The sequence below is a fragment of the Pseudidiomarina homiensis genome, assembly GCF_003987225.1.
Classification (GTDB): Bacteria; Pseudomonadota; Gammaproteobacteria; order Enterobacterales; family Alteromonadaceae; genus Pseudidiomarina; species Pseudidiomarina homiensis.
In genome coordinates this window covers 1-22,173 of record NZ_PIPX01000003.1, presented here as the reverse complement: position 1 = coordinate 22,173, position 22,173 = coordinate 1, and the positions used below count along the sequence as shown (strand labels likewise).

19 protein-coding genes and 1 tRNA gene are annotated in these 22,173 nt (G+C 50.1%); 12 read left to right on the top strand and 8 right to left on the bottom strand.

Annotated elements, in window-relative coordinates:
• Positions 1-2: 2 nt before the first annotated feature.
• On the bottom strand, positions 3-2,141 hold the full coding sequence (locus CWI70_RS11080) for a sensor domain-containing diguanylate cyclase (protein ID WP_126773759.1): 2,139 nt from the start codon (positions 2,139-2,141) through the stop codon (positions 3-5).
• Positions 2,142-2,474: 333 nt separating this feature from the next.
• Here CWI70_RS11080 and CWI70_RS11075 point away from each other — a divergent pair, with 333 nt between their 5' ends.
• The 3 genes from CWI70_RS11075 (at position 2,475) to CWI70_RS11065 (ending at position 4,473) form a co-directional block, all read left to right on the top strand.
• A complete protein-coding gene (locus CWI70_RS11075) occupies positions 2,475-3,224 on the top strand; it encodes a hypothetical protein (RefSeq protein WP_126773757.1) in 750 nt (249 codons plus the stop codon).
• 71 nt (positions 3,225-3,295) lie between these two features.
• On the top strand, positions 3,296-3,814 hold the full coding sequence (locus CWI70_RS11070; protein ID WP_126773755.1) for a DUF4440 domain-containing protein: 519 nt from the start codon (positions 3,296-3,298) through the stop codon (positions 3,812-3,814).
• 11 nt (positions 3,815-3,825) lie between these two features.
• Positions 3,826-4,473 carry a LiaF domain-containing protein gene (locus CWI70_RS11065; RefSeq protein ID WP_126773753.1) on the top strand — a complete coding sequence of 216 codons (648 nt, stop codon included), beginning with the start codon at positions 3,826-3,828 and terminating at the stop codon, positions 4,471-4,473.
• 57 nt (positions 4,474-4,530) lie between these two features.
• On the opposite strand, the gene CWI70_RS11060 is transcribed toward CWI70_RS11065, so the two are convergent.
• The 4 genes from CWI70_RS11060 to CWI70_RS11045 all read right to left on the bottom strand — a co-directional run bounded on the left by CWI70_RS11060 (position 4,531) and on the right by CWI70_RS11045 (position 8,700).
• Positions 4,531-4,606, bottom strand: a tRNA-Phe gene (locus tag CWI70_RS11060).
• A gap of 105 nt (positions 4,607-4,711) precedes the next feature.
• Positions 4,712-6,628, bottom strand: a complete 1,917-nt coding sequence (gene speA, locus CWI70_RS11055) for a biosynthetic arginine decarboxylase (RefSeq protein WP_126773751.1) — start codon at positions 6,626-6,628, stop codon at positions 4,712-4,714.
• Positions 6,628-7,563, bottom strand: coding sequence for an agmatinase (gene speB, locus CWI70_RS11050; RefSeq protein WP_126773749.1), 936 nt, complete (start codon positions 7,561-7,563; stop codon positions 6,628-6,630). The genes speA and speB overlap by 1 nt, the downstream gene beginning before the upstream one ends.
• A 102-nt stretch (positions 7,564-7,665) precedes the next feature.
• Positions 7,666-8,700, bottom strand: a complete 1,035-nt coding sequence (locus CWI70_RS11045) for an ATP-dependent 6-phosphofructokinase (protein ID WP_258241161.1) — start codon at positions 8,698-8,700, stop codon at positions 7,666-7,668.
• A gap of 91 nt (positions 8,701-8,791) precedes the next feature.
• On the opposite strand from CWI70_RS11045, the gene CWI70_RS11040 reads away from it, so the two are divergent.
• Positions 8,792-9,865, top strand: a complete 1,074-nt coding sequence (locus tag CWI70_RS11040; protein WP_126773747.1) for an Ldh family oxidoreductase — start codon at positions 8,792-8,794, stop codon at positions 9,863-9,865.
• Here CWI70_RS11040 and pdxH read toward each other — a convergent pair.
• Entirely contained in the window at positions 9,843-10,484 is a 642-nt protein-coding gene (gene pdxH / locus CWI70_RS11035; RefSeq protein WP_126773745.1) for a pyridoxamine 5'-phosphate oxidase, read from the bottom strand. The two genes, CWI70_RS11040 and pdxH, sit on opposite strands and share 23 nt — an antisense overlap.
• Before the next feature lie 9 nt (positions 10,485-10,493).
• Entirely contained in the window at positions 10,494-12,173 is a 1,680-nt protein-coding gene (locus CWI70_RS11030) for an amidohydrolase (protein ID WP_126773743.1), read from the bottom strand.
• Between the two features lie 143 nt (positions 12,174-12,316).
• Between CWI70_RS11030 and CWI70_RS11025 the strand changes: the two genes are divergently transcribed.
• The 4 genes from CWI70_RS11025 to glnB all read left to right on the top strand — a co-directional run bounded on the left by CWI70_RS11025 (position 12,317) and on the right by glnB (position 15,542).
• Positions 12,317-12,943 carry a response regulator transcription factor gene (locus CWI70_RS11025; protein WP_126773742.1) on the top strand — a complete coding sequence of 209 codons (627 nt, stop codon included), beginning with the start codon at positions 12,317-12,319 and terminating at the stop codon, positions 12,941-12,943.
• A 4-nt stretch (positions 12,944-12,947) separates the two neighbouring features.
• Positions 12,948-13,466, top strand: coding sequence for a DUF1285 domain-containing protein (locus CWI70_RS11020; RefSeq protein WP_126773740.1), 519 nt, complete (start codon positions 12,948-12,950; stop codon positions 13,464-13,466).
• 74 nt (positions 13,467-13,540) lie between these two features.
• The gene (locus tag CWI70_RS11015) at positions 13,541-15,217 is read left to right on the top strand and encodes an NAD+ synthase (RefSeq protein WP_126773738.1); all 1,677 of its coding nucleotides are present in this window, start codon (positions 13,541-13,543) and stop codon (positions 15,215-15,217) included.
• Complete coding sequence (gene glnB / locus CWI70_RS11010) at positions 15,204-15,542, top strand: nitrogen regulatory protein P-II (protein WP_126773736.1); 339 nt, start codon at positions 15,204-15,206, stop codon at positions 15,540-15,542. The genes CWI70_RS11015 and glnB overlap by 14 nt, the downstream gene beginning before the upstream one ends.
• A 39-nt stretch (positions 15,543-15,581) precedes the next feature.
• Here glnB and CWI70_RS11005 read toward each other — a convergent pair whose 3' ends face one another.
• Positions 15,582-16,319 carry an outer membrane protein assembly factor BamD gene (locus CWI70_RS11005; RefSeq protein ID WP_126773734.1) on the bottom strand — a complete coding sequence of 246 codons (738 nt, stop codon included), beginning with the start codon at positions 16,317-16,319 and terminating at the stop codon, positions 15,582-15,584.
• A gap of 129 nt (positions 16,320-16,448) precedes the next feature.
• On the opposite strand from CWI70_RS11005, the gene rluD reads away from it, so the two are divergent.
• The 4 genes from rluD to pssA all read left to right on the top strand — a co-directional run bounded on the left by rluD (position 16,449) and on the right by pssA (position 21,721).
• A complete protein-coding gene (gene rluD / locus CWI70_RS11000; RefSeq protein ID WP_126773732.1) occupies positions 16,449-17,426 on the top strand; it encodes a 23S rRNA pseudouridine(1911/1915/1917) synthase RluD in 978 nt (325 codons plus the stop codon).
• Positions 17,404-18,132 (top strand): peptidoglycan editing factor PgeF, encoded by a 729-nt coding sequence (gene pgeF / locus CWI70_RS10995; protein WP_126773730.1) that lies wholly within the window; start codon positions 17,404-17,406, stop codon positions 18,130-18,132. Before rluD ends, pgeF begins: the two co-directional genes overlap by 23 nt.
• A 76-nt stretch (positions 18,133-18,208) precedes the next feature.
• Positions 18,209-20,782 (top strand): ATP-dependent chaperone ClpB, encoded by a 2,574-nt coding sequence (gene clpB, locus CWI70_RS10990; protein WP_126773728.1) that lies wholly within the window; start codon positions 18,209-18,211, stop codon positions 20,780-20,782.
• Between the two features lie 108 nt (positions 20,783-20,890).
• On the top strand, positions 20,891-21,721 hold the full coding sequence (gene pssA / locus CWI70_RS10985; RefSeq protein WP_126773726.1) for a CDP-diacylglycerol--serine O-phosphatidyltransferase: 831 nt from the start codon (positions 20,891-20,893) through the stop codon (positions 21,719-21,721).
• The last annotated feature ends 452 nt before the right edge of the window (positions 21,722-22,173 follow it).

Sequence of the window (22,173 nt, the reverse complement as noted above, 5' to 3'; positions counted from 1 at the left end):
TATTAAATGGTTTCTATGGAAATTCGGTTACGACCCGTGTCTTTGCTTTGATACAGCAATTTATCTGCCTCGGCAACCAAGCGCCGGAAGCTCCCACCACCAAAACTATGGCGTACTTCGGCGATGCCCATGCTGATCGTCATCGGTACCACTTGGCCATTCACCTGACAGTAGGTCGCTAACGCATCTTGAAAATTTTCGACGAGTTTGCGGACATCGTCCACGGCGCTAACAAAGACCGCGAACTCTTCACCACCGTAACGTGCGCACAAACAGCCGCGGCGCTCGAAATGCTCTTTCAGCAGTTGGCCCACACAGCGAATGCATTCATCACCCGCAGGATGCCCCATGGTATCGTTGATACGTTTGAAGTGATCGATATCCATCAAAATCAGCGCGATTGGTTCACGCGTCGCCATGGCTTCGTGGTAGCGCTGTTCGGCAAGATCATCAAAGGTTCTACGATTCAGGAGCTCGGTCAGCCCATCTTCACGGGCGAGCTTTTGCAGACGCATGTTCAGTTGCTCAAGATCTTTTGTCTTCTCGTTCACCTGCTGCTGCAGTTGCCGATTAAAGTTCACCATAAGCTTACGTGCTGCGGTCAGGTTCTCGGCAATGGTGCGAACTTCACGCGTCATGCCCTCACTCGAAACCGACAGCGGACTATCGGTATTGTCACGTAATTGCTCTGCCAGCTGTTCGAGTGGGCGATTAAGATCCTGCGCAAAACGATGGGTAACGAAAGCGAATAACACCGCAATCAGCGTTAGGAAAATCGACAAAATGATCAGGTTGTTCAGGAATAGCTGCGTGATCAAATCCGGACTGGAGAACACGTAAATATTCCAACCGTAGCTATTTACGCGCTGGGTGAATAGAAGGTCACGTTCGTTAATGCGCGTCAGTGGCAGATTTTGCGTATAAAGATTCGTTAATGCATTGGGTTCGTAGTGACCAAGGGTGCGTAAGTGCAACTCGTCACTGGCAAACAACACTTGATCTTGGTCGTCGGTCACCACCACGGACTGATAGCCGGGGTCGATGTCGGTGCGGCGGACTAAGCGCACCAGCTCAGGAACATCTAACGAGCCTTCAACGATGCCGCGAAAAGTCCCATCAACAATTAGCGGTTCACTGATCGCAATAATCGGCTGAGTACCAAAGCCACGGCCACGAAACGCACTAGAAACATAGCCTAAGCCGGTGGCTTTCGGCTCGCTAAAATAGCTGCGGTCATTGATATCGGGTGGCGCCGATGGGTTATCAATCAACACCTGAAAATGGCGGGCGGGTACGCCATGCAAAATAGTGCCGTTCGCATCGGCAAGTAGCATCGACACAAAGCCAGGAAAGTTCTCTTGCGTCAGGCGCATCAGCGCTAGGTGCTCGTCATAACGGGTAACCGCTTGCATACTGTCGCGTAAGTTACGTACCGCAACTTTGTAATCATTAACGAAATCTTCTGTAACTTGCCTGAGGCTATTCGCTTTACTGCCGATATCACTGACGATCTGTTGTTCAACCTGCTGCGCCGAGCGCACGGTGTAGAGCAACGAGAAGCTCAAGGAGCTAACGATGATGCATAAAAAACTGAGGTAAAACACCCGTCCACGCAGCGAGTCAGCGACAGGCTTCATGGTTACGCTGCGCCAAGTTTTCGGAATCAGCTGGTACAGCAAGATGGCGAGTGCGGTGTAAAGTAGGCCGTTTAATAACAGCTTGGCGAGAACCAGGACCAAAAACGTGGTTGGGACATCAATAACGGTAGGTAAGTACCAGTAACTCAATGGCATCCCGAAAATAAGCCAGTAGATCAGGTCGGCCAATAAAATAGGAATACGGCGGCGGAACAAGAACCACACGACGATGATTTCTGCCGCCAAGGTGACGAAGAAAAACATATTATCGGTGTACAGGTAGACCGCAATGGATGCGATAGCTGTGCTAACTAAAGCACTCGGGAGTCCGCGCGTGAACAAGGCCAAGAATACAAAAACTTGGCCCAGTAAGATGGTCACCGAGCCATAAAGCTCGAAGGCGAGAAAATAATTAACGAGAGCAGCAATAGCACCAAACCCAATCCCAGCAAAGACGCTGATCAGGGTTTGGTTCATGTCATTGTTTGATGCATGTGCTTTCACGAAATTAGAAACCCGATAGAGATACGTCCTTTGAGGTTACCACAATTATCTAACATGAAAATGCACTTTTTGTCTGAGTCATTCGTTATCGTCGTTCTCCGTAGATAACATGCCTAAGTTATAGGTTTAGTTTGAAGTTTTTGTTCATGCAACCTATTCCGACTGCATTGCAGTTTCTTAACATTGCTTTACAAACTGATCGCACGCGTATCTTTCAGTTGCAATAGATGCCTAGCGTTGTTCATTTTTTGAACTACGCTTGTTGCTCTTAGGGCAGGAAGCCCTTGCCGTAGCGGAAGGAGAACCAGTAAAGGTCGTTCAGGAGGAAACCCGATGCGGAAACTACCTTTTTATTTAACTGCCATGGCAGTTCTACTTACACCAACACTTGCTCAAGCCGATGACCATGAGGACAACGGTTACTACCTATCGATGAGCGAATTTACGTTGAAAACGGGGCATATCAAACCCTTTGGCGAAGGCGCTAAGGCCTGGCTCGAATGCTATAACAAGGCCGGCGGCGAAAAGTCATACAATCTGTGGCGTCGCTTGCAAGGTAATGGGCACGTTGCGGTACTCACCAGCGCTTACAAAGATTGGCAGGCTTTCTTTAGTGAAGATGAAGCGGCTAAAAAATGCGAAAAAATAGTCGACGAACAAATCACGCCACACATGGAAAGCACCGCCTTTCATATGGCCGGCTTTATGCCGAAATGGAGTGGTGAGCCCGGTGGTTCAGACAAATACGTCGCTGTCTATAACTTCAAAGTAGCCGACTATGAGCTTTTTGAAAGTACTGTAGAGGCTATCGAAGCAGCCGTAAAAGATGATGGCGGCCCTGACTCGCACTGGTACTACAGTATGGGTGGGCGTGGTGTCGCAGATTACTTTGTTGTTGAAGGATTTGCCGATGCCGCCGAATTAGACGCAGACGATCCGGGCATCTGGAAACGGGTTGAAGCGAAGCTAGGCGCCGAGAAAAAAGACCAGCTACAAGGCGACTTTATGAAGTCAATCAATGAATGGTGGACTTATATGTACATTCATTTAGAAGACTTAAGCTACGCTGGCAAAACCGAATAACTGAACTAAACTACTGCAAAGCGGCGAGTTAAGGAGCTCGCCGCAGCTTTTACAACAAGGAGACATTGACAATGAACGTCGTTAAATTCTTACTTATTTTGCCTACCTTGATGTTTGCCGCCCAGGCACAAGAAACCGAACGCGTTGACCCGATTGCTGACTTGTCGCAAGCTGAGCTTGAGCAACAAGTATTAGCCGTGGATAACGCAATGTTCGAAGCTGCGTTTGGGGGCTGCGATGCAGAACTATTGAAGAAAGTCTTTCCTGATGATCATGAGTTTTTTCACGACCTTGTTGGTGCCTCTCATGACTCTGAAGCCTACTGGATAGGCTTATTCGATGAGTATTTTTGCACCGAAAAACCCATTAAGCGCGAGCTCGTCGCTGGCAGCCATGAAGTGTATCCGATGCATTATTATGGCGCGTTGGTGTACGGTGAAAACCGTTACTACGTGAAAAACAAAGAAGGCGACTACGAACTCGATGATACTGGTAAATACATGCACCTATGGCGCTTAAATGATGGTCAATGGGAGCTTACTCGTGCTATTAGTTATGATCATCAACCCCCTACCGATATGACTGAATAGAGAAAACATCAATGCCCGTAAAATTAGAAGATCGGCCGATAGAACAAGTCCGTGAAGAAACCATCGATAAACTTATCGTGAATTACAGTCACGAAGTGATTTCGAAAGAAGCCTTTGAGCGACGCTTAGATGCGGCGATGGCAACAGCCGTACACCAAGAGTTGGTCGACTTAGTTGCCGACCTGCCTATGGCCGCTGATGCTGACTATGAACAACAGAAGCAGGCGACATTTGGTGCAGGTTCGGCCGCCGCGGCGCAGGATGAAAAGTTGGTAAGTATTTTAAGCAGCAACACCCGCAAAGGCCCCTGGGTGATGCCAGCCCGCTTGAAAGTCGTTGATGTACTAGGTTCGGTTAAGCTGGACTTTAGTGAAGCTCATTTCACACAACCCAACGTCGAGCTAGAACTCAACAGCGTACTTGGCTCCGTGGATATCCTCGTTCCCGAGAACGTCGCCGTGGTATCGCGCGCTAGCCATATTTTGGGCTCCAGCGATGACCATTCACCCGCAAGAGACTCCAATGCTACGCAAACGATCACCGTCACCGGTTGGTCGGTACTTGGGTCGGTCGATGTATCAGTGAAACGCAACATGCGCGAACGCTGGCTCTCATTCGCCAACAGCATGCGCGAAGCTCTCGGCATGCAGCGCCGCTAAAACGGGTCATCTGAAACGAAAAAAGCCCCGCACGTGAGTGCGAGGCTTTCGGAATAATGGTGCCCAGAGGCGGAATCGAACCACCGACACGAGGATTTTCAATCCTCTGCTCTACCGACTGAGCTATCTGGGCAACGGGGCGTATTAAACGAGTTTTTCGGCTCTGAGTCAACCGCTTTTTAGCGATTTTCTATGGTTTGTGTGCCGTTTGCTCAGTAAATACGCAGTTTGCTGAATTTTACGCCTTCAAGTAGGTACTGCCCGCCAAACATTTTTCGTAGTAGTCAGTCCACCGTACGCCCTCGCGAGGTGCGATGTGACCTTTACGAACTTCGCGGTCAATACACTTCTTCACGGTTTTGGCCATGAAATCGGTGTTGTATTGCATGGTTTCGAGTACTTTCTCGGCGGCGGTACCAGGCACGACTTCTTCGATGTAGAAGTCGCCAGGCTCGTCGTCGTGGCAGTAGATATGCACTTCGGTTAAACGCCCGAACAGGTTATGCATATCGCCCATGACGTCTTGATACGCTCCGGTTAGGAACATGCCGACGTAATAGTCTTCACCTTTGCGTAATGCATGCATCGGAATGTTGTCACTGATTTCGGTGCCTTCGATGTACTTGCTGAGCTTGCCGTCGCTATCACAGGTAATATCAACGATGGAGCAGCGTACCTCAGGCTTTTCCTGTAGGCGACTGACCGGCACGATCGGCAACACTTGGCCGATAGCCCAGGTGTCTGCGGCTGACTGGAAAATCGAGAAGTTACACAAGTATTGGCTTGCTAAGGTATCTTCGAGCTCTTCAAGTTCTTGAAACACGAAAGCATCGCGGTCCAGCGAGTTGTGGATATCACTCAAAATGCGCCAATACATGGTGTCGAGCTTGGCCATTTCGCTAAGCGATAAAATGCCTAACTTAAATGCTTCGTAAGCACTCTGTTTAAATGATGCCGCATCGTTGTAGCGTTCTTGCGGATGCAAGTCAGCAGCGGAGACGAGTTCACGCATGTTCGAGACGAGAATATGCTCGCCGTCTGCAGCGGAAATATCAAACTGCGCCCCGGTGTTTTTAATTTCGCCAACAATATTGGTCACCACACAACTATGGTGAGCGGTAATGGCACGGCCACTTTCGCTCACTAGGTTCGGGTGCGGTACTTCTTCCAGATCACAGATCTGCTTCACGCCATAAACGACGTCGGCGACGTACTCCTCGGTGGAGTAGTTGCGTGACGAGTCAGTGGTCGAGCTGGTGCCATCGTAATCGATGCCTAAGCCGCCACCGATATCAAGGTATTCCAGTGGCACGCCTTCCTGAATAAGTTTGGCGTACAGGCGAGCACCTTCAGAAACGGCTTCTTTGACTTTGCGAATATCCGACATCTGACTACCAATGTGGAAGTGCAGTAACTTCGCACAGTGCAGCATGTCTTCTTTTTTCAGTAACTCGATAATGTTTAAGATCTCAGTAATGCTCAGGCCGAACTTCGCCCGATCGCCACTGGAGCCAGCCCATTTACCGGCACTACGCACCATCATTTTGCTACGCAAACCAATTAGCGGCTCTACACCGAGCTTTTTCGCCAGTGGAATGAGCATTTCGAGTTCGCTGTATTTTTCGATGACGATGATCATCTTGCGACGCAACTGCCGTCCAAGCAGTGCGAGCGTCAAATAATCTTCATCTTTATAGCCATTGAGAACGGTCAGTGCATCTGGGTTCTCGTTGTAGGCGAGGACGGCCATAAGCTCGGGCTTTGAGCCTGCTTCAAGACCATAGTTGTAGGGTTCACCGGCGTCGATGATCTCTTCAACGACTTCACGCATTTGGTTGACTTTGATCGGAAACACACCGCAGTACTTGCCTTGAAAATTGGCTTCTTCGATGGTTTTCGCAAAGGTCTCGTTCAAGATTTCAACTTGTGAGCGCAAGATGTCGTGAAAACGAATGACCGCTGGCAATTGAATACCTTCAGCACGGATCTCATCCAACACATCTTTCATGTCGATGGTGACGTCGGGCAGACGATGATTGGGTGCAATTTGAATATTGCCGTTGTCCCCAATCGAAAAATAACCTGCGCCCCAACGGTTCACACCGTAGAGCTCTTCGGCGTCGTCAATGCTCCAGTCTTGAGTGCTGTCGCCCATTAGCGCGCTCCCTTTTCATTCAAAATAATCAGCAATTCACGGACAATTTTTGCCGCAAAAACATCAGAGTTACCGGTCGGGTCGATTTCGGGTGACAGTTCGACCACGTCAGCGCCCACCAAATTTTTTTCGCGCAAAATCTTCATCAGGCTCACATAAGAGTGAAAGTCTTCGCCGCCTGGCTCAGGTGTACCGGTGCCCGGCAAGAATGCTGGATCAAAATAGTCCAAATCGAGCGTCAAGTAGATCGGACGATCGCCAGCAATCGCGGCCACGCTATCTAAAAAGTCTTTACGTGAAGTACGCACCGTCTTGTGCTCTTTCATGTACTGGTATTCTTCGCGGGTTCCCGAACGGATGCCGTATTGAATCAATTCATGGCCCGGACCAAAGTGGTCGAGCGAGCGACGAATAATCGACGCGTGGGAATAATGGTAACCCAAGAAGCCGTCACGCAGGTCAGCGTGGGCATCAAGATGCAACAGCACGAGGTCAGGGTATTGGGCCAAGTATTTGCGGATCGGTGCATAAGAAATCGAGTGTTCACCACCTAAGGTGAGCACACGCACATTCTCCTTCGCCAAATCCAACGGGCCAAATAGCGCATCAAACTGATCGGTTGCGTGACGCCACTGACCTTCTATATCGTCACCATGACCTAGTGAAAGGTTCCCTAGATCGTAAAAAGGGTGATCAAACAGGTCAGCATCAAGATAGGGCGAATACGATTCGATGTCTTCCGAAACCGCACGCAGGCCGTCAGGACCATTGCGTGTGCCTTTACGAAAACAGGCAGTGCCATCAAAACCAAACCCAATCATGTGGGTCGCATTGGCATGGATCGCATTATCAACTTGTGCACCAAAAAACTCGCGCACTGGGGCGACCGTTTGGACGTTTACGGAAGTTACCGCGTCAGTTTGATGTTGGCTCAAGGTCAAGCACCTCCGTCGTTGCAACAGGGCAGTAAAAATGGGCAAATAAAAAAGGGGGCTATTATCTGCGCAAAAGCCCCGAAATGCTACACTTTTACCGCCTTAATTGTCTGTTTTCGTACGCCGATTTTTCTTCACTGGATTAAAAATCTCGTGTTGAATGCGTAATAGGTTCTGATCGAGTGGATTTTTCTTTTGCCACGTATCAGGTAGCGGAACTGCAACACGTTCATTGGCGCGCTTTCCAGCCATAACACGGTGCTCACCAGCAAGTAATAATTCGACAGCGTGTACGCCGAGCTCCGAAGCTAAGATCCGATCGGCTGGTGCCGGCGCTCCGCCGCGTTGAATGTGCCCAAGTAAACACGGGCGGCAGGGTAAGTGGTGTTCCGCTTCAAGCTGTTCCGCCAAGGCTACGGCGCCGCCTGGCCATTGATGTTCACTCAACACCATCACGTAACTGCCTTCGCCACGAATTTCTTGTACGCGCTGGATATGCTTGACGAGGGCGGCAACGGTTAATGGCTTCTCTTTTTGCAGCTCCGGCAAAATCATCCGTTCGGCGCCTGCGGCCATGGCACTACCAAGGCCAATAAAGCCAGCGTCACGGCCCATGACTTCAACAATAAACACGCGGTCCATCGCATCTGCCGTATCACGGATTTTATCCAAAGCATCCATGGCAATATTGACGGCGGTGGCATAGCCGATGGTCATGTCGGTGCCGTACAAGTCATTATCGATGGTGCCAGGGACGCCGATAATTTTTCCTTGCCAATGGTTGGCTAAGTGATCGGCGCCGCGAAAGGAACCGTCGCCGCCAATAATCACCAGCGCATCGATGTTGTGGCTATCAAGGTTGGCGGCGGCTTCTTGTGCGGCATCGGCCTCTTTGAAGCGTTGGCAGCGCGCACTTTTAATAATGGTTCCCGAGTATTGCAAAATATGCAGTACGTCTTTCGCCTTAATTGGCATGGCGTCGTTTTCTAACAAGCCTTGATAGCCGTGGCGAAAGGCAATGGTTTCGATACCGTAATGCTCTGCGGCGAGCACCACCGCCCGCAACGCAGCATTCATCCCTGGTGCATCACCACCACTGGTGAGCACGCCAATCCGTTTTATTGTTTGTGAAGACACTGCGCGCTTACTCCTCTGCAATGTGTCGTATGTTACGCCTATTATTTGGTAAGCTTATCGAACTAACCACGAATAACAAGCGATGGAGCTCATGAGCGAAGAAAAAAAGCTTTCTGTACAAGCCATGACGGACTGGGCGAGCAGATGTTTAGAAAAGCAGGGCGCGACACAGGATGTCGCACAGGCGATGGCGAAGCATTTAGTTGCCGGTGATCTGCTCGGCTTTCGCACCCATGGCTTGCTGCGCTTACGGTATAACTTACAAGCGTTGCAAAGCGGTCAAACCAAGCCGAGTGGGCGTGCCGAAGTGCTGCAGCAACGTGCGGCGATAGAACTTTGGGATGCTGACCTGTTGTCCGGTTTATATATTGTGCCGCAGGCCGTCGCACGTGCTATCGAGATGGCGCGCGAATGTGGCACCGGTACCGTGATTGTGCGGCGTACGCAACATGTTGCAGCGCTAGCGGTGTACCTTGAGCAAGCCGTTGCCGCGGGAATGTTGATTCAAATGATGTGCAGTACCCCTGCGCAAGAAGTGGTCGCACCCTATGGCGCTAAGTCGGCGTGTTTTTCGCCGAACCCGTTTGCCATCGGCGCACCGACGCAAACCGATCCGATATTACTCGATATGAGTTTGTCGATGACCGCGGCGGGTAAAGTACGAACGGCGTTGGCCGAACAGCGGCAACTACCTTATGCGGCGTTGATTACGCCTGCGGGTGATTACAGTTGTGACCCCGCGACTTTTGTTGCCGATCCGCCAAGTGTGTTGGCGAGTCTCGGCGGCAAAGAGCTTGGCTATAAAGGTACAGGTTTGAACTTGTTTAGTGAGTTGTGGACGTTGGCGCTGAGTGATTATGGCCGACAGGATGCGCTCGAGGCTGACGCAGATGCCAACACGGTATGGTTGCAAGTCGTTGATCCGACGGCTTTGGCACCGGCTGGGGCATTTGAGCAACAAGCGAGTGCGTTGGTAGCGGCGTTGCAAAATGCCGATCCCATTGACCCGCAACATCCGGTTCGAGTGCCGGGAGCTGGCGCGTTGGCGACACGCCGGCGGCAAGTTGAGCATGGGTTAGAATACAGCGCAGCCACTTGGCGGCAATTGCTGTGGTGCGCTGAATTTTGTGATGAGCCGTTACCTACGGTTGCAACCGCTCAATAAGCCAAGACGTATCTTCTTGTAAGCGGTAAATAAAACGGTCATGCAGCCTGAATTTGCCGCCTTGCCAGAATTCAAACAAGCTTGGCTTGATGCGATAACCGCCCCAAGTTTTCGGCATCGGTACCGGCTGCCCTTCGTACTCCTCGGTAAGCTGATGATAACGGGCTTCGAGCTCGTCGCGGGTGGCGATGGGCGAGCTTTGCGCAGAGGCTAATGCGCCAAGTTGGCTGGCGCGTGGGCGACTCTGAAAATAAGCTTCGCTGCTAGCCTGATCGATTTTTTCAATGCGACCTTCGACACGAATCTGCTGTTCCAGCGGTAACCAAGCAAAGTGCATCGCTACTTGCGGATTAGCTTCGATGTCTTGGCCCTTCTGACTGGCGTAGTTGGTGTAAAAGATAAAGCCTTCGGTGTCGACATCCTTCAGCAGCACAATGCGCTGGTGAGGCTGCCCCTCACGACTTACGGTCGCGAGGGTGAAGGCGGTTGGATCAACCAATAAGCCACTGGCTTTCGCCGCACTAAAACAATCAGCAAACTGCTTAAACGGGTCGTCGTTTAGAACAGCGCGGCGTAACTGTGCGCGTTCGTAGTCGCGCCGCTCATCGTGTAACTTCATAGCTTACCTCTATTGTTGAGACTGTTGGTAGACCGCTTCGCCAGCAACATAAGTCGCTAAAACGTTGGCGCGCCATAGTTTAGCGCTATCTACGGCAAACGGGTCTTGATCAAGAACAATGAAATCCGCCCATTTACCCGGTTCTAAACTACCAAGTACCTGCTCTTGCCCCGCAGCATAGGCCGCATCAAGGGTAAAGGCGCGCAGCGCTTGCTCTAAAGTCATGGCTTCGTGGGCATACCAGCCACCTTTCGGCTGATTGTCACGATCTTGTCGGGTTACCGCAGCATGAACGCCAAAGAATGGGTTCGATAACTCAACCGGGAAGTCCGAGCCCGCCGCAACAATGGTGCCTTGTTGCAGGAACGTCTGCCATGCATAAGCACCGCGCATGCGGGCTTTACCGAGTCGATCTTCGGCCATGTTTTTGTCGGACGTCGCATGCGTAGGCTGCATTGAGGCAATCACATCAAGATCGGCAAAGCGACTTAGGTCATCAGGATGGACAACCTGCGCATGTTCGATACGGTGACGAAGATTCCGTCCACCAACCGTTTCGTAAGCTGCGGCGAATTTATCGAGAGCAATACGATTGGCGCGATCACCAATGGCATGGATATTGATTTGGAAACCATACGGAATAATCAGTTCGAACAGGTCTTCAATGGCTCCAGGTTGGGTGACCAGCAGACCACGATTATTTGGATCATCATGGTAAGGTTCAATTAGCGCTGCACCACGACTACCCAATGCGCCGTCAGTATAGATTTTAACGCTGCGCACGGTTAAGCGATCATCGTCGGTGGTAATCGGACCCGCGGCGAGCAACTCTGGCAGGCTTGGCTCCATTGCACTTAGCATTGCGTAAACACGCACTGGCATTGCTTCAGCCGCTGCCAATTCTTGGTAAACAGCTAAGTTAGTGGCGTCAACGCCGGCATCGTGTACGCCAGTAATACCTTCTGATGCTAAATGGTCGAACGCCGCAGTTAGCGCACGACGGTGATAGTCAGCATCTTTTTGTGGCAGCTTTTGTTCAACCAAAGCCATGGCATTGTCGATGAGTACGCCGGTGGGTTGGCCATTGTCATCGCGAATAATTTCGCCACCTTCTGGGCTTACCGTGTTTGCGGTGATCCCCGCAAGCTCTAATGCTTTGCTGTTGGCCCAACCGGCGTGACCATCGACACGCGTTAACCACACCGGGCGGTCGGTAAGAAACTCATCCAGACTTGCCGTCGTCGGAAATTTGCGAATTTGCCAATTTTCTTGGTTCCAACCGCGGCCAATGACCCATTCGCCGTTTTCGGTTTCGGCAAAGGCGACGACTCGTTCAACGGCATCTTGCTCAGACGCTGCTTCGCGTAAGTCCACCTGCATTAAGTTTTCACCGAGACCCAGCATGTGTCCATGCGCATCAATGATGCCGGGTAAAACGGTTTTGCCTTGCAAATCGACACGGGCAAGCTCGTCACTAGCGAATAATTTGCCTAAGACTTCGGCGTCACCGGTAGCAGCGACTTTTCCGTCTTTCACCACTAGACCATCAAAGTGTTTCAGTTGAGCGTCTTCACCGACTGTGCCGGTAAGCGTGTAACCTTGAAAGTTAAAATAAAGGGTCGATTGTGCATTTGCGGTGTAAGCGACTAAGCTAAATGTTAGTGCTAACAAGGATGATACAATTCGCATGGCATTCTCTCTGTAGTGTTTATGACGATCAACGTATCGTTTATTTAAGGTTTATATTTGTTTACAACTATCGCTCTCAAATGTTTCAAAAACGTATATGATCCGTGTAAACTGTTCACATACTAACAATTGCGCAAAGAGCTATGAAAATACTAATAATAGATTCTCAATTTTTTACTCGTGCTGGACTTATCCATCTTTGCACAAGCTACACTTCGGAGCTATCCATCTTCGAAGCGCCGACTTTTGAGTTGGCAAATGAGTATCTACAACACAGTAGCCAGTATAATTTAATTTTTCTCGATATGGACTTACCTGATGCCGAGTTACGTCCAACCCTTGCGCAAATAAAACATTACGCACCAACTGCGCATGTGGTTCTTTTCTGCTGGCCACGACCGATGACCGAGGTTCGTCAGGCAATGAGCGCTGGCGTACGTAGTTACTTACCGAAAGACTCAAGTGCCGAAGAAGCCAAACATGCAGTACGCACTTTACTGCGTAACGACCGTTATGTGCCAGATGAAACGAAGCTAACGGATATGCCAATTCGTAATAGCCAAGCAGAAAATTTTCTATCGCCACGACAACTTGAAATCATGCAGTTGTTAGCGCAAGGACTTTCAAACAAAGAAATCGCCACGATTCTCGGGATTACCGAAGGCACCATCCGCGTCCATCTTTCTGCTATATTTAAAGCGATTAAAGTTTCAAATCGCACTGAAGCAACGCTTTGGTATTTACTTCGTCAGAAACGACTTGTGAGTTAACACTATGCAATTACAGCAGCTTCTAAAATCATTAGAACTGCGCAATCACGCTCCCACCGAGCAATGGGACCCGCAGTACTGTGGTGAAATCCCACTTCACATCGACGCTAATGGCAAATGGTTTTATCAAAACTCACCGATTGGGCGCGAGCGCCTGGTTAAATTGTTTGCCTCGGTGCTGGTGTGTGAGAACGGCGAACACTTCCTGGTAACGCCGGTCGAGAAGGTGAAAATTAGCGTCGCCGATGCGCCGTTATTGATTGTTGCTTGGCAACAGATCAATAACGAGCAGGGCAGCGTTATTCAAGTCACCACCAACGTTGATACCCAATACCCACTCTCAGATGATTATCCGTTGTTGGTAAAGGACCAAGTCCCCTATGTGCAGCTTGACCATGGCTTATTAGCTAAAGTGGCGCGTACGGTTTACTACCAGTGGGCCGAGCTGGCCACGCTTGATGAGGCGTCGCAAACCCTACAAATCACCAGTGGCGACTGTGCTTTTACTTTAGGCCATCTTTAGTCACAGTATTTGCCCACCGCAACAGCCTGCTATATTATGCGCAGCTTAGTTACGCGCAGAGGTAAAAGTACACTATGAAACCGATAACGGTGGCAATCGCGCAGCTTGACTTCACCGTGGGTGCAATCAAGCGCAATACCGATACCATTTTATCCGCACTTGGCGAGCACGAAGAAGCCGACATTGTCGTTTTTCCAGAGCTAGCGATCACGGGATATCCCCCCGAAGATCTGTTATTTCGTAGTGACTTTGAACGGCTTGTCGACAGTGCTTTGGAGCGGATCGCAACTGGCGCCGAGCATCAGGTCGCGGTGGTAGGGCATCCGCAACGGGTTGGCAACGAGCTATTTAACAGCGTTTCGGTGTTGCACCGAGGTAAGTGTCTGGCGCGTTATCATAAGCAACGTCTACCGCAGTACGGTGTGTTTGATGAGCAACGGTACTTTATTCCAGGCCATGCACCCTGCGTCTTTGAATGGATGGGCCATCGCGTTGGCTTGCTTATTTGCGAAGACCTTTGGCATCCGGACCCCCTTGCAAAAACGCTCGCTGCTGGTGTCGATTGGGTGATTTCGATCAACGCCTCGCCTTTTGAAGTGGATAAGCATGAACAACGCATGCATGTGCTGCAGCAACGGGTGCATGAAAGCGGTTGTCCAATTGTTTACGTCAATAATTGTGGTGGGCAGGATGAGTTGGTCTTCGATGGCCATTCCCTGGTGCTGGATAGCGATGGTGACCTAGTTGCCGAACTCCCGCATTGCCAACCCTGCTGTGCCGAATTGCGTTTTGATGCAACCGGTATTCGGCCTCTAGAGCAAAAATACGCCCCGCAACAACGTGTCGTCGGCGAAGACCTGCGCTTAGCCGAAGTCCGCAAGGCGGTGGTGTTATCGATTCGCGATTACGTTCGAAAGAACGGTTTTCAGGGCGTAACTCTTGGACTTTCTGGCGGCATCGATTCTGCGTTGACCCTAGCCTTGGCTGTGGAAGCCTTGGGCGCGGATGCCGTTCATGCGGTGATGATGCCGTTTCGCTACACTTCAAAAATGAGCCTCGAAGACGCGGAGCAGCAAGCGAAAACGCTCGGTGTTCGCTATGACGTTATTGCTATCGAGCCAATTTATGAAAGCTTTATGCAGCAGTTGGCCCCACAACTTGCTGGGCACGAGCCGGATGTGACTGAAGAAAATTTACAGGCCCGGAGTCGTGGTGTGTTGCTTATGGCTCTTTCGAATAAAACCCGCTCCTTGGTGCTTACCACCGGTAACAAGAGTGAACTCGCCGTCGGTTACTGTACGTTATACGGTGATATGTGTGGTGGTTTTGCGCCGATCAAAGATCTTCCCAAGATGATGGTATTTGCTTTGGCGCGGCACATGAACGCGACCAGCGCCGAAGATGTGATTCCAGTGCGGGTTATTGAGCGTCCGCCATCGGCCGAACTTGCGCCAGGACAAACGGACCAAGACAGCCTGCCAGAATACGCCGTGCTGGATAAGATTATTCATCTTTATGTGGAGCAGGATTGGTCGCCGCTGGAAATTGTTGATGCCGGCTATGCCAAGTCAGATGTCTTGCGTGTTGTGCGCTTGGTTGATATTAATGAATATAAGCGTCGGCAAGGTGCGGTAGGTCCGAAAATCACCTCTCGTAACTTCAACAAAGATCGACGTTATCCAATTACCAATCATTTTCGGTATGAATTAGAACGCGAGTTAACCACAGAGGCAACCCATGAAAAAAATTGAAGCCATTATCAAGCCGTTCAAGTTAGATGACGTGCGCGAAGCTTTATCAGAGGTGGGTATTGCTGGCATGACCGTCACCGAAGTGAAAGGCTTCGGGCGGCAAAAAGGGCACACAGAGTTGTATCGCGGCGCTGAGTATATGGTTGACTTTCTGCCGAAGGTGAAACTAGAAATCGTCGTTGCCGATGATCAAGTTGAAACTTGTATTGATGCAATTATGGAAACTGCTCAGACGGGTAAAATCGGCGATGGTAAGATTTTTGTCAGCACCATTGAGCGTGTGATTCGCATCCGTACCGGCGAGGAAAACGAAGACGCCGTGTAAAAACACGGCGTCGGTAACATTAAAGGCTTGTTCGGCACACTAGAAGTTAGTGTTTAACGTGGCTTGTGCACTTGCACTCAACTCTTCAAGACCTAATGCATCGTAGCTAGTGATCATGATTTCCAATGCGCGTTGGGTTTCCGGTGTATCAGGAAAGCTCTCCAATACATACTTGCCGCGGTTCGCAGCAGCTAACCAAGCTTTACGTTTCATATAATATTCGGCTACCGCAAGCTCATATTTTGCGAGGCGACTTTTGATCGCAACCATACGCTGTTTCGCATCCGCAGAGTATTTTGAGTCAGGGTAGCGACGCAGCAACGATGTGAAATCGTTGAAAGCTTCCTCAGCTTTACTGGGATCACGGTCAGAGCGATCAATGCCGACGAATTCTTGCACAGCATTCGAATCGGCACGTTGGTTAATCAACCCGCGCATATACATCACGTAATCTAGGTTAGGGTGATTTGGGTTCAGCTGCATGAAACGGTCGACTTCAGCCAGTGCTTTATCGATGTCGCCCAACTTGTAGTTCACGTAAATTTGGTCCATTTGCACTTGGTGTGCATAAGGTCCAAACGGGTAACGTGTTGCATGTTGTTGCAGGATGCTTTGTGCGGTACTGAAATTACCGGCAGCGATACTGCCTTGGGCTTTTTCATAAAGTAACGCCGCATCATTGAGAACAGCTGAAGTGATTTCATCTTCATCCGGTGAACTTGAACATGCCGAGAGCATGACGGAAAGCGCTAACAGCAAACTAATACGCAGTTTCATAAGCAGTTGTTCTGATCTCTGTTGATTTAGTTTTGGTGCCTAGCCGACCAAACAGGTACACTATACACATCGAATTTGCATGCATTCTATCGCAGCCTTTGCTGCTTTCACAGGTCCATTGTCTATTTTATGAGTGAACATATTGAATTAACGGGTACGGTCCCTGCTACGTGCAACGGCAAACGCTTGGACCAAACACTTGCGGAGTTGTTCCCTGACTACTCACGATCGCGGTTAAAAACGTGGATCACCGATGGTTGGGTGCAGGTTGATGACGTGGTCGTCGACAAACCTCGCGAAAAAGTGATTACGGGTATGACGGTCACCGTCAATGCTGAAATCGTTGAAGAACAACGTTTTGAACCGCAAGCGATAAAATTAGACATTGTGTACGAAGACGACGACATCTTAGTGCTGAATAAGCCGGCTGGACTCGTGGTTCATCCAGGTGCAGGTACGCCAGATGGCACTTTGCTCAACGCTTTGTTGCATCATTTTCCAGCGATTGATCAGGTTCCGCGTGCGGGTATTATTCACCGACTCGATAAAGACACCACTGGCTTGATGGTGGTGGCTAAAAACCTGCCGGCACAAACGCATTTGGTGGCGGCGATGCAAGAGCGCGAAATCACCCGTGAGTATGAAGCGGTGTGTAATGGACCGATGACTGCAGGCGGACATATCGATGAGCCCATTGGTCGCCATCCGACCAAACGCACGCATATGGCGGTGGTCCCGATGGGCAAACCGGCGGTGACGCACTATCGCGTAGTGGAGCGTTTTCGCAATCACACTCATCTGCGGCTGCGCTTGGAAACTGGGCGTACCCACCAAATTCGCGTGCACATGGCTCACTTACGTCATCCGTTGGTCGGTGATTTTACCTACGGCGGTCGTCCACGGCCGCCACAAAATGCGTCACCCGAACTATTAGCATACTTGCGTGGCTTTAAGCGCCAAGCCTTGCATGCCGCGCGGCTGTCACTGCATCACCCAATCACTGGTGAATGGATGAGCTGGGATGCGCCAACGCCGCCAGATTTTGTTGAGTTGTTGCAGCTGCTGCGCGTCGATAGGCAAACCCATGGCCACGACGAACGTCACTAATCACGCTTTTGGAATTGTCCCTGAATGGCGCTTGCCAAACGGGGTGCAGGCTCGCATCACGACCGTTGATGAACCTGGCAACCTTGCAGTGCATGTTGGCGATGACCCAGCTAAGGTGATTCGCCATCGCCGCTTATTGCAACGTCAATTAGCCTTGCCAGTGGCACCAAAGTGGCTAGCGCAGTACCACAGTGCAAATGTTGTCAGTTACGAAAACTGCAGTGCTGGCGTTGCCGCTGATGCGATTTGGGCGCAAACTACGCCGTCGGTATGTGCGGTGTTGACCGCCGACTGCTTGCCGATACTTATGGTTAGTGATGACGGTGAGGTGATTGCTGCAGCTCATGCAGGTTGGCGCGGTTTGGTGTCGGGAATAGTCACAAATACGGTAGCTGCGCTGCCTAAATTGCCACAGCAACTGCAAGCTTATATTGGCCCAGCAATTTCGCGCGCGTATTTTCAAGTTGGCGCAGACGTTTACCAAGCTTTCGCGCAGCATGGCTTAGCCGATAAATCGACGTTTTCTCCGCAAACTCAGCAAAAGTGGCTTGCCGATCTACCGTTACTTGCCGAGCGGGTTTTGCGCGGCTGCGGCGTGGCTCGTGTCACCCAGAGTGGCCTATGTACCTATAGTGACCCGCGTTTTTCTTCCCACCGCGAGAATCCTGCAGCAGGGCGTATTGCTAGCTTGATCTGGAAAAGTTAACTCGCGCACTTGAAACTGCTTATTTTATACCCACATTAACGACAAGGACTTTTATCGTATGTGAGGTAGTAAAATCATGCGTTTTGACAAATTAACCCATAAATTTCAATTAGCGATCGCTGATGCGCAATCATTGGCATTAGGTCGCGATCACCAATTTATTGAGCCGGTGCATATTATGCACGCGTTGCTTAACCAGGACGGTGGCACCTTGCGGCCACTCTTAACCTATTTACAAATCGACAGTAATCGATTGCGGACTGAGCTGAGTCGCGCGCTGGACGGCCTGCCTCAAGTAGAGGGCGTGGGTGGCGAAGTGCAGGCGTCAGCGGCCACTGGAACGCTGCTTAATTTGTGTGACAAGTATGCACAAAAACGCAACGACCAGTACATCTCGTCTGAGCTATTCGTGTTGGCGGCAACTGAAGACAAGGGCAAGCTTGGCGATATGCTTAAAGGCTTAGGCGTGACCCGTGACAAAGTCGAGCAAGCCATTCAACAAGTGCGCGGTGGTCAAAATGTAAATGACCAAAGCGCTGAAGATCAGCGCCAAGCCCTCGACAAGTACACTATTGATCTAACGGAACGGGCGGAGCAGGGCAAACTTGATCCAGTGATTGGACGCGATGATGAGATTCGCCGCACAATCCAAGTGTTGCAGCGCCGTACCAAGAACAATCCAGTGCTGATTGGCGAGCCAGGCGTGGGTAAAACCGCAATTGTGGAAGGCCTTGCACAGCGTATTGTCAATGGCGAGGTGCCTGAGGGATTGAAACACAAGCGCGTGCTTTCGCTGGATTTGGGCGCGTTGTTAGCCGGCGCTAAATATCGTGGTGAATTCGAGGAGCGTTTGAAAGCGGTCCTTAATGAACTGAGTAAAGAGGAAGGCCGCATTATTCTCTTTATTGATGAATTGCACACCATGGTTGGCGCTGGTAAAGCGGATGGCGCAATGGATGCCGGGAATATGCTCAAACCTGCGCTCGCACGTGGTGAGCTGCATTGTGTCGGCGCGACGACACTCGACGAGTATCGTCAATACATTGAAAAAGATGCCGCGCTCGAGCGGCGTTTCCAAAAAGTGCTTGTTGATGAGCCTTCCGTGGAAGACACCATCGCGATCTTGCGTGGGCTAAAAGAACGTTATGAGGTGCACCACTCGGTACAAATCACCGATCCAGCGATTGTGGCGGCTGCGACCTTATCGCATCGCTATATCAGTGATCGTCAATTGCCGGACAAAGCGATCGATTTGATTGATGAAGCAGCCTCAAGTATTCGTATCCAAATTGATTCTAAGCCGGAGGACCTTGATCGGCTTGAGCGTCGTATTATTCAGCTGCAGCTGGAACAAAAAGCGATGCAAAAAGAAGATGACGAGGCGAGTAAAAAACGCCTTGAAGGCCTTGAGCGTGAGCTTGCGGATCAGCAGCGCAAGTATGCGGAGCTTGAAGAGGTGTGGTTAAGCGAAAAGACCGCCGTGCAGGGTGCGCAAAATATTAAGGCGCAGTTGGAAGAGGCGAAACGTGACTCAGAAATCGCCAAACGTGCTGGCGATTTAAATCGGATGTCGGAACTTCAGTATGGACGTATTCCAGAGCTTGAGCGTCAGTTAAAGGCCGCTGAAGAAGCTGAAGGAAAAGAGATGACCTTGTTGAAGAACAAGGTTACGGATGAGCAAATTGCCGATGTACTGTCGCGCTGGACGGGTATTCCAGTAAGCAAAATGCTCGAAGGTGAGCGCGAGAAATTATTGCAGATGGAAACCCAATTGCACCAGCGGGTGGTGGGTCAAGATGAAGCTGTGACGTCGGTGGCAAATGCCATTCGCCGTTCGCGCGCTGGCTTGTCCGATCCGCAGCGCCCGATTGGATCGTTTTTATTCCTTGGTCCAACTGGCGTAGGTAAAACCGAATTGTGTAAGTCGCTGGCAGCGTTCTTATTTGACACTGAAGATGCCATGGTGCGCATCGACATGTCCGAGTTTATGGAAAAGCATGCGGTTTCGCGACTGGTGGGTGCACCTCCGGGTTATGTAGGTTATGAAGAAGGTGGCTACCTAACTGAAGCCGTGCGACGCCGGCCATACTCAGTGATTCTGTTAGATGAAGTGGAGAAAGCCCACCCAGACGTTTTTAATATCCTGTTGCAAGTATTGGACGATGGACGCTTAACCGATGGGCAAGGGCGCACCGTAGATTTCCGCAATACGGTTATCATCATGACCTCAAACTTGGGCTCTGATGTGATTCAAGAAAAAGCACACCAGCAAAGTTATGATGAGATGAAAGCCGATGTGATGGAGATCTTACAACATCACTTCCGTCCGGAATTTTTGAATCGAGTAGATGAAACCGTCGTGTTCCATCCATTGGCGAAGTCAGAAATCCGTTCAATTGCGCAGATTCAGTTAGCACGTTTGTACAAACGTCTTGCTGAGCGTGATTATCGACTTGATTTGAGTGATGCTGCGCTCGACCATCTTGCCGCTGCGGGTTTTGACCCAGTATTTGGTGCGCGACCGTTGAAACGTGCCATTCAGCAAGAGATCGAAAATCCACTAGCACAGCAGTTATTAGCTGGGAAGTTGCTGCCAGGTAAAGCTATTAAAGTAGATTACCAAGATGACGCAATTGTCATCAGTCAGTAACCGTATTGCTGAGACAAACCTATAGCAGCGAGCTGTAAAGCCTATTTATTGCGGCTCGCATGCTATGCTATCCTGCACGGTCTTAACTATTTGTAATCAGGAAGCACTATGCCAAATAATGCATCGACGAAGAACCGAGGCATCTTTTTATTACCGAACTTGCTGACGACGGCAGGACTTTTCTCTGGTTTTTTTGCCATTGTCGCATCAATGAATAACCAGTTTGAATCTGCGGCTGTTGCGATTTTCATCGCTATGGTGTTTGACGGCTTGGACGGTCGAGTCGCGCGAATGACAAATACGCAAAGCGATTTTGGTGCCGAATACGACAGTATGGCTGATATCGTTTCCTTCGGTATGGCTCCGGCGCTCGTGATGTATAACTGGGCACTATCCGATTTAGGTAAGTTCGGTTGGCTTGCGGCGTTTATTTTCGTTGCCGGTGGAGCGCTGCGGTTAGCTCGCTTTAATACTAATCATGGTTCTTCAGATAAACGCTATTTCCAAGGTTTAGCAATTCCTAGTGCTGCCGCCATCGTCAGCGGGCTAGTTTGGGTTGGCTCAAAGTATGAAGTTGCGCCTGACTCTATTAGTTACCTAGCCGCCATCATTACCATTTGTGCTGGTTTATTGATGGTAAGTAACTTCCGCTATCACTCGTTTAAAGATGTTGATTGGCGTGGACGCGTTCCTTTTGTCGTTATCCTTGCGATGGTTTTGGCTTTCGTGGTGGTGGCAACAGAGCCGTCGTTAGTACTGTTTAGTATTTTCTTCTTGTATGCGCTTTCTGGCCCAATCTTGACTGTACGCTCAGTGAAACGTCTTGAGTTGAAGCATGTCGTCGGTGATACAGATGATGACTGTGATGAAGACGAGGAAAAGGCTGACAAGAGTGCAAAAAAAGAACAAACCGAAGAGAAAAAAGACGCTGGCGACTAAAAACTGAGCAGTCAGTATTTATTTCGCAAAAAGATCTTGCACCCAGTTAAATGATCCTTATAATTCGCCGCCGTTGTCACCGAGGGCAAAGCCAAAGGGGATAACGGTCAGCGGCGCATAGCGCCTGCAAAAAAAGATCAAAAATGATCTTGACGCTGACAAGGGAAAGCGTAAAATACGCATCCCGCTCGAGAGTTCCGAAAGGGCCGAGCGAAACGTTCTTTAACAATATATCAAGCCAAGCAAACTGTGTGGGCACTTACCGGATTCAGGCAGAGAAAAGCATCTTCGGATGCGACAAGTACCTCTTTTCGTTTAACGAAAGGGTACACCTGACTGATTGAACGAAGTGCTTAACAAAATAAAGCTTAAGTCATGAAATTCAATGGGTCGATTAAACTTTTAAACTGAAGAGTTTGATCATGGCTCAGATTGAACGCTGGCGGCAGGCC

Coding starts and splice junctions, on each gene's coding strand:
- glnB (WP_126773736.1), top strand. CDS start 15,204: ATGAAAAAAATTGAAGCCATTATCAAGCCGTTCAAGTTAGATGACGTG.
- speA (WP_126773751.1), bottom strand. CDS start 6,628: ATGGGCGACAGCACTCAAGACTGGAGCATTGACGACGCCGAAGAGCTC.
- CWI70_RS11075 (WP_126773757.1), top strand. CDS start 2,475: ATGCGGAAACTACCTTTTTATTTAACTGCCATGGCAGTTCTACTTACA.
- pdxH (WP_126773745.1), bottom strand. CDS start 10,484: ATGAAGTTACACGATGAGCGGCGCGACTACGAACGCGCACAGTTACGC.
- CWI70_RS11065 (WP_126773753.1), top strand. CDS start 3,826: ATGCCCGTAAAATTAGAAGATCGGCCGATAGAACAAGTCCGTGAAGAA.
- CWI70_RS11025 (WP_126773742.1), top strand. CDS start 12,317: ATGAAAATACTAATAATAGATTCTCAATTTTTTACTCGTGCTGGACTT.
- pssA (WP_126773726.1), top strand. CDS start 20,891: ATGCCAAATAATGCATCGACGAAGAACCGAGGCATCTTTTTATTACCG.
- clpB (WP_126773728.1), top strand. CDS start 18,209: ATGCGTTTTGACAAATTAACCCATAAATTTCAATTAGCGATCGCTGAT.
- CWI70_RS11030 (WP_126773743.1), bottom strand. CDS start 12,173: ATGCGAATTGTATCATCCTTGTTAGCACTAACATTTAGCTTAGTCGCT.
- CWI70_RS11070 (WP_126773755.1), top strand. CDS start 3,296: ATGAACGTCGTTAAATTCTTACTTATTTTGCCTACCTTGATGTTTGCC.
- CWI70_RS11015 (WP_126773738.1), top strand. CDS start 13,541: ATGAAACCGATAACGGTGGCAATCGCGCAGCTTGACTTCACCGTGGGT.
- rluD (WP_126773732.1), top strand. CDS start 16,449: ATGAGTGAACATATTGAATTAACGGGTACGGTCCCTGCTACGTGCAAC.
- pgeF (WP_126773730.1), top strand. CDS start 17,404: ATGGCCACGACGAACGTCACTAATCACGCTTTTGGAATTGTCCCTGAA.
- CWI70_RS11005 (WP_126773734.1), bottom strand. CDS start 16,319: ATGAAACTGCGTATTAGTTTGCTGTTAGCGCTTTCCGTCATGCTCTCG.
- CWI70_RS11020 (WP_126773740.1), top strand. CDS start 12,948: ATGCAATTACAGCAGCTTCTAAAATCATTAGAACTGCGCAATCACGCT.
- CWI70_RS11040 (WP_126773747.1), top strand. CDS start 8,792: ATGAGCGAAGAAAAAAAGCTTTCTGTACAAGCCATGACGGACTGGGCG.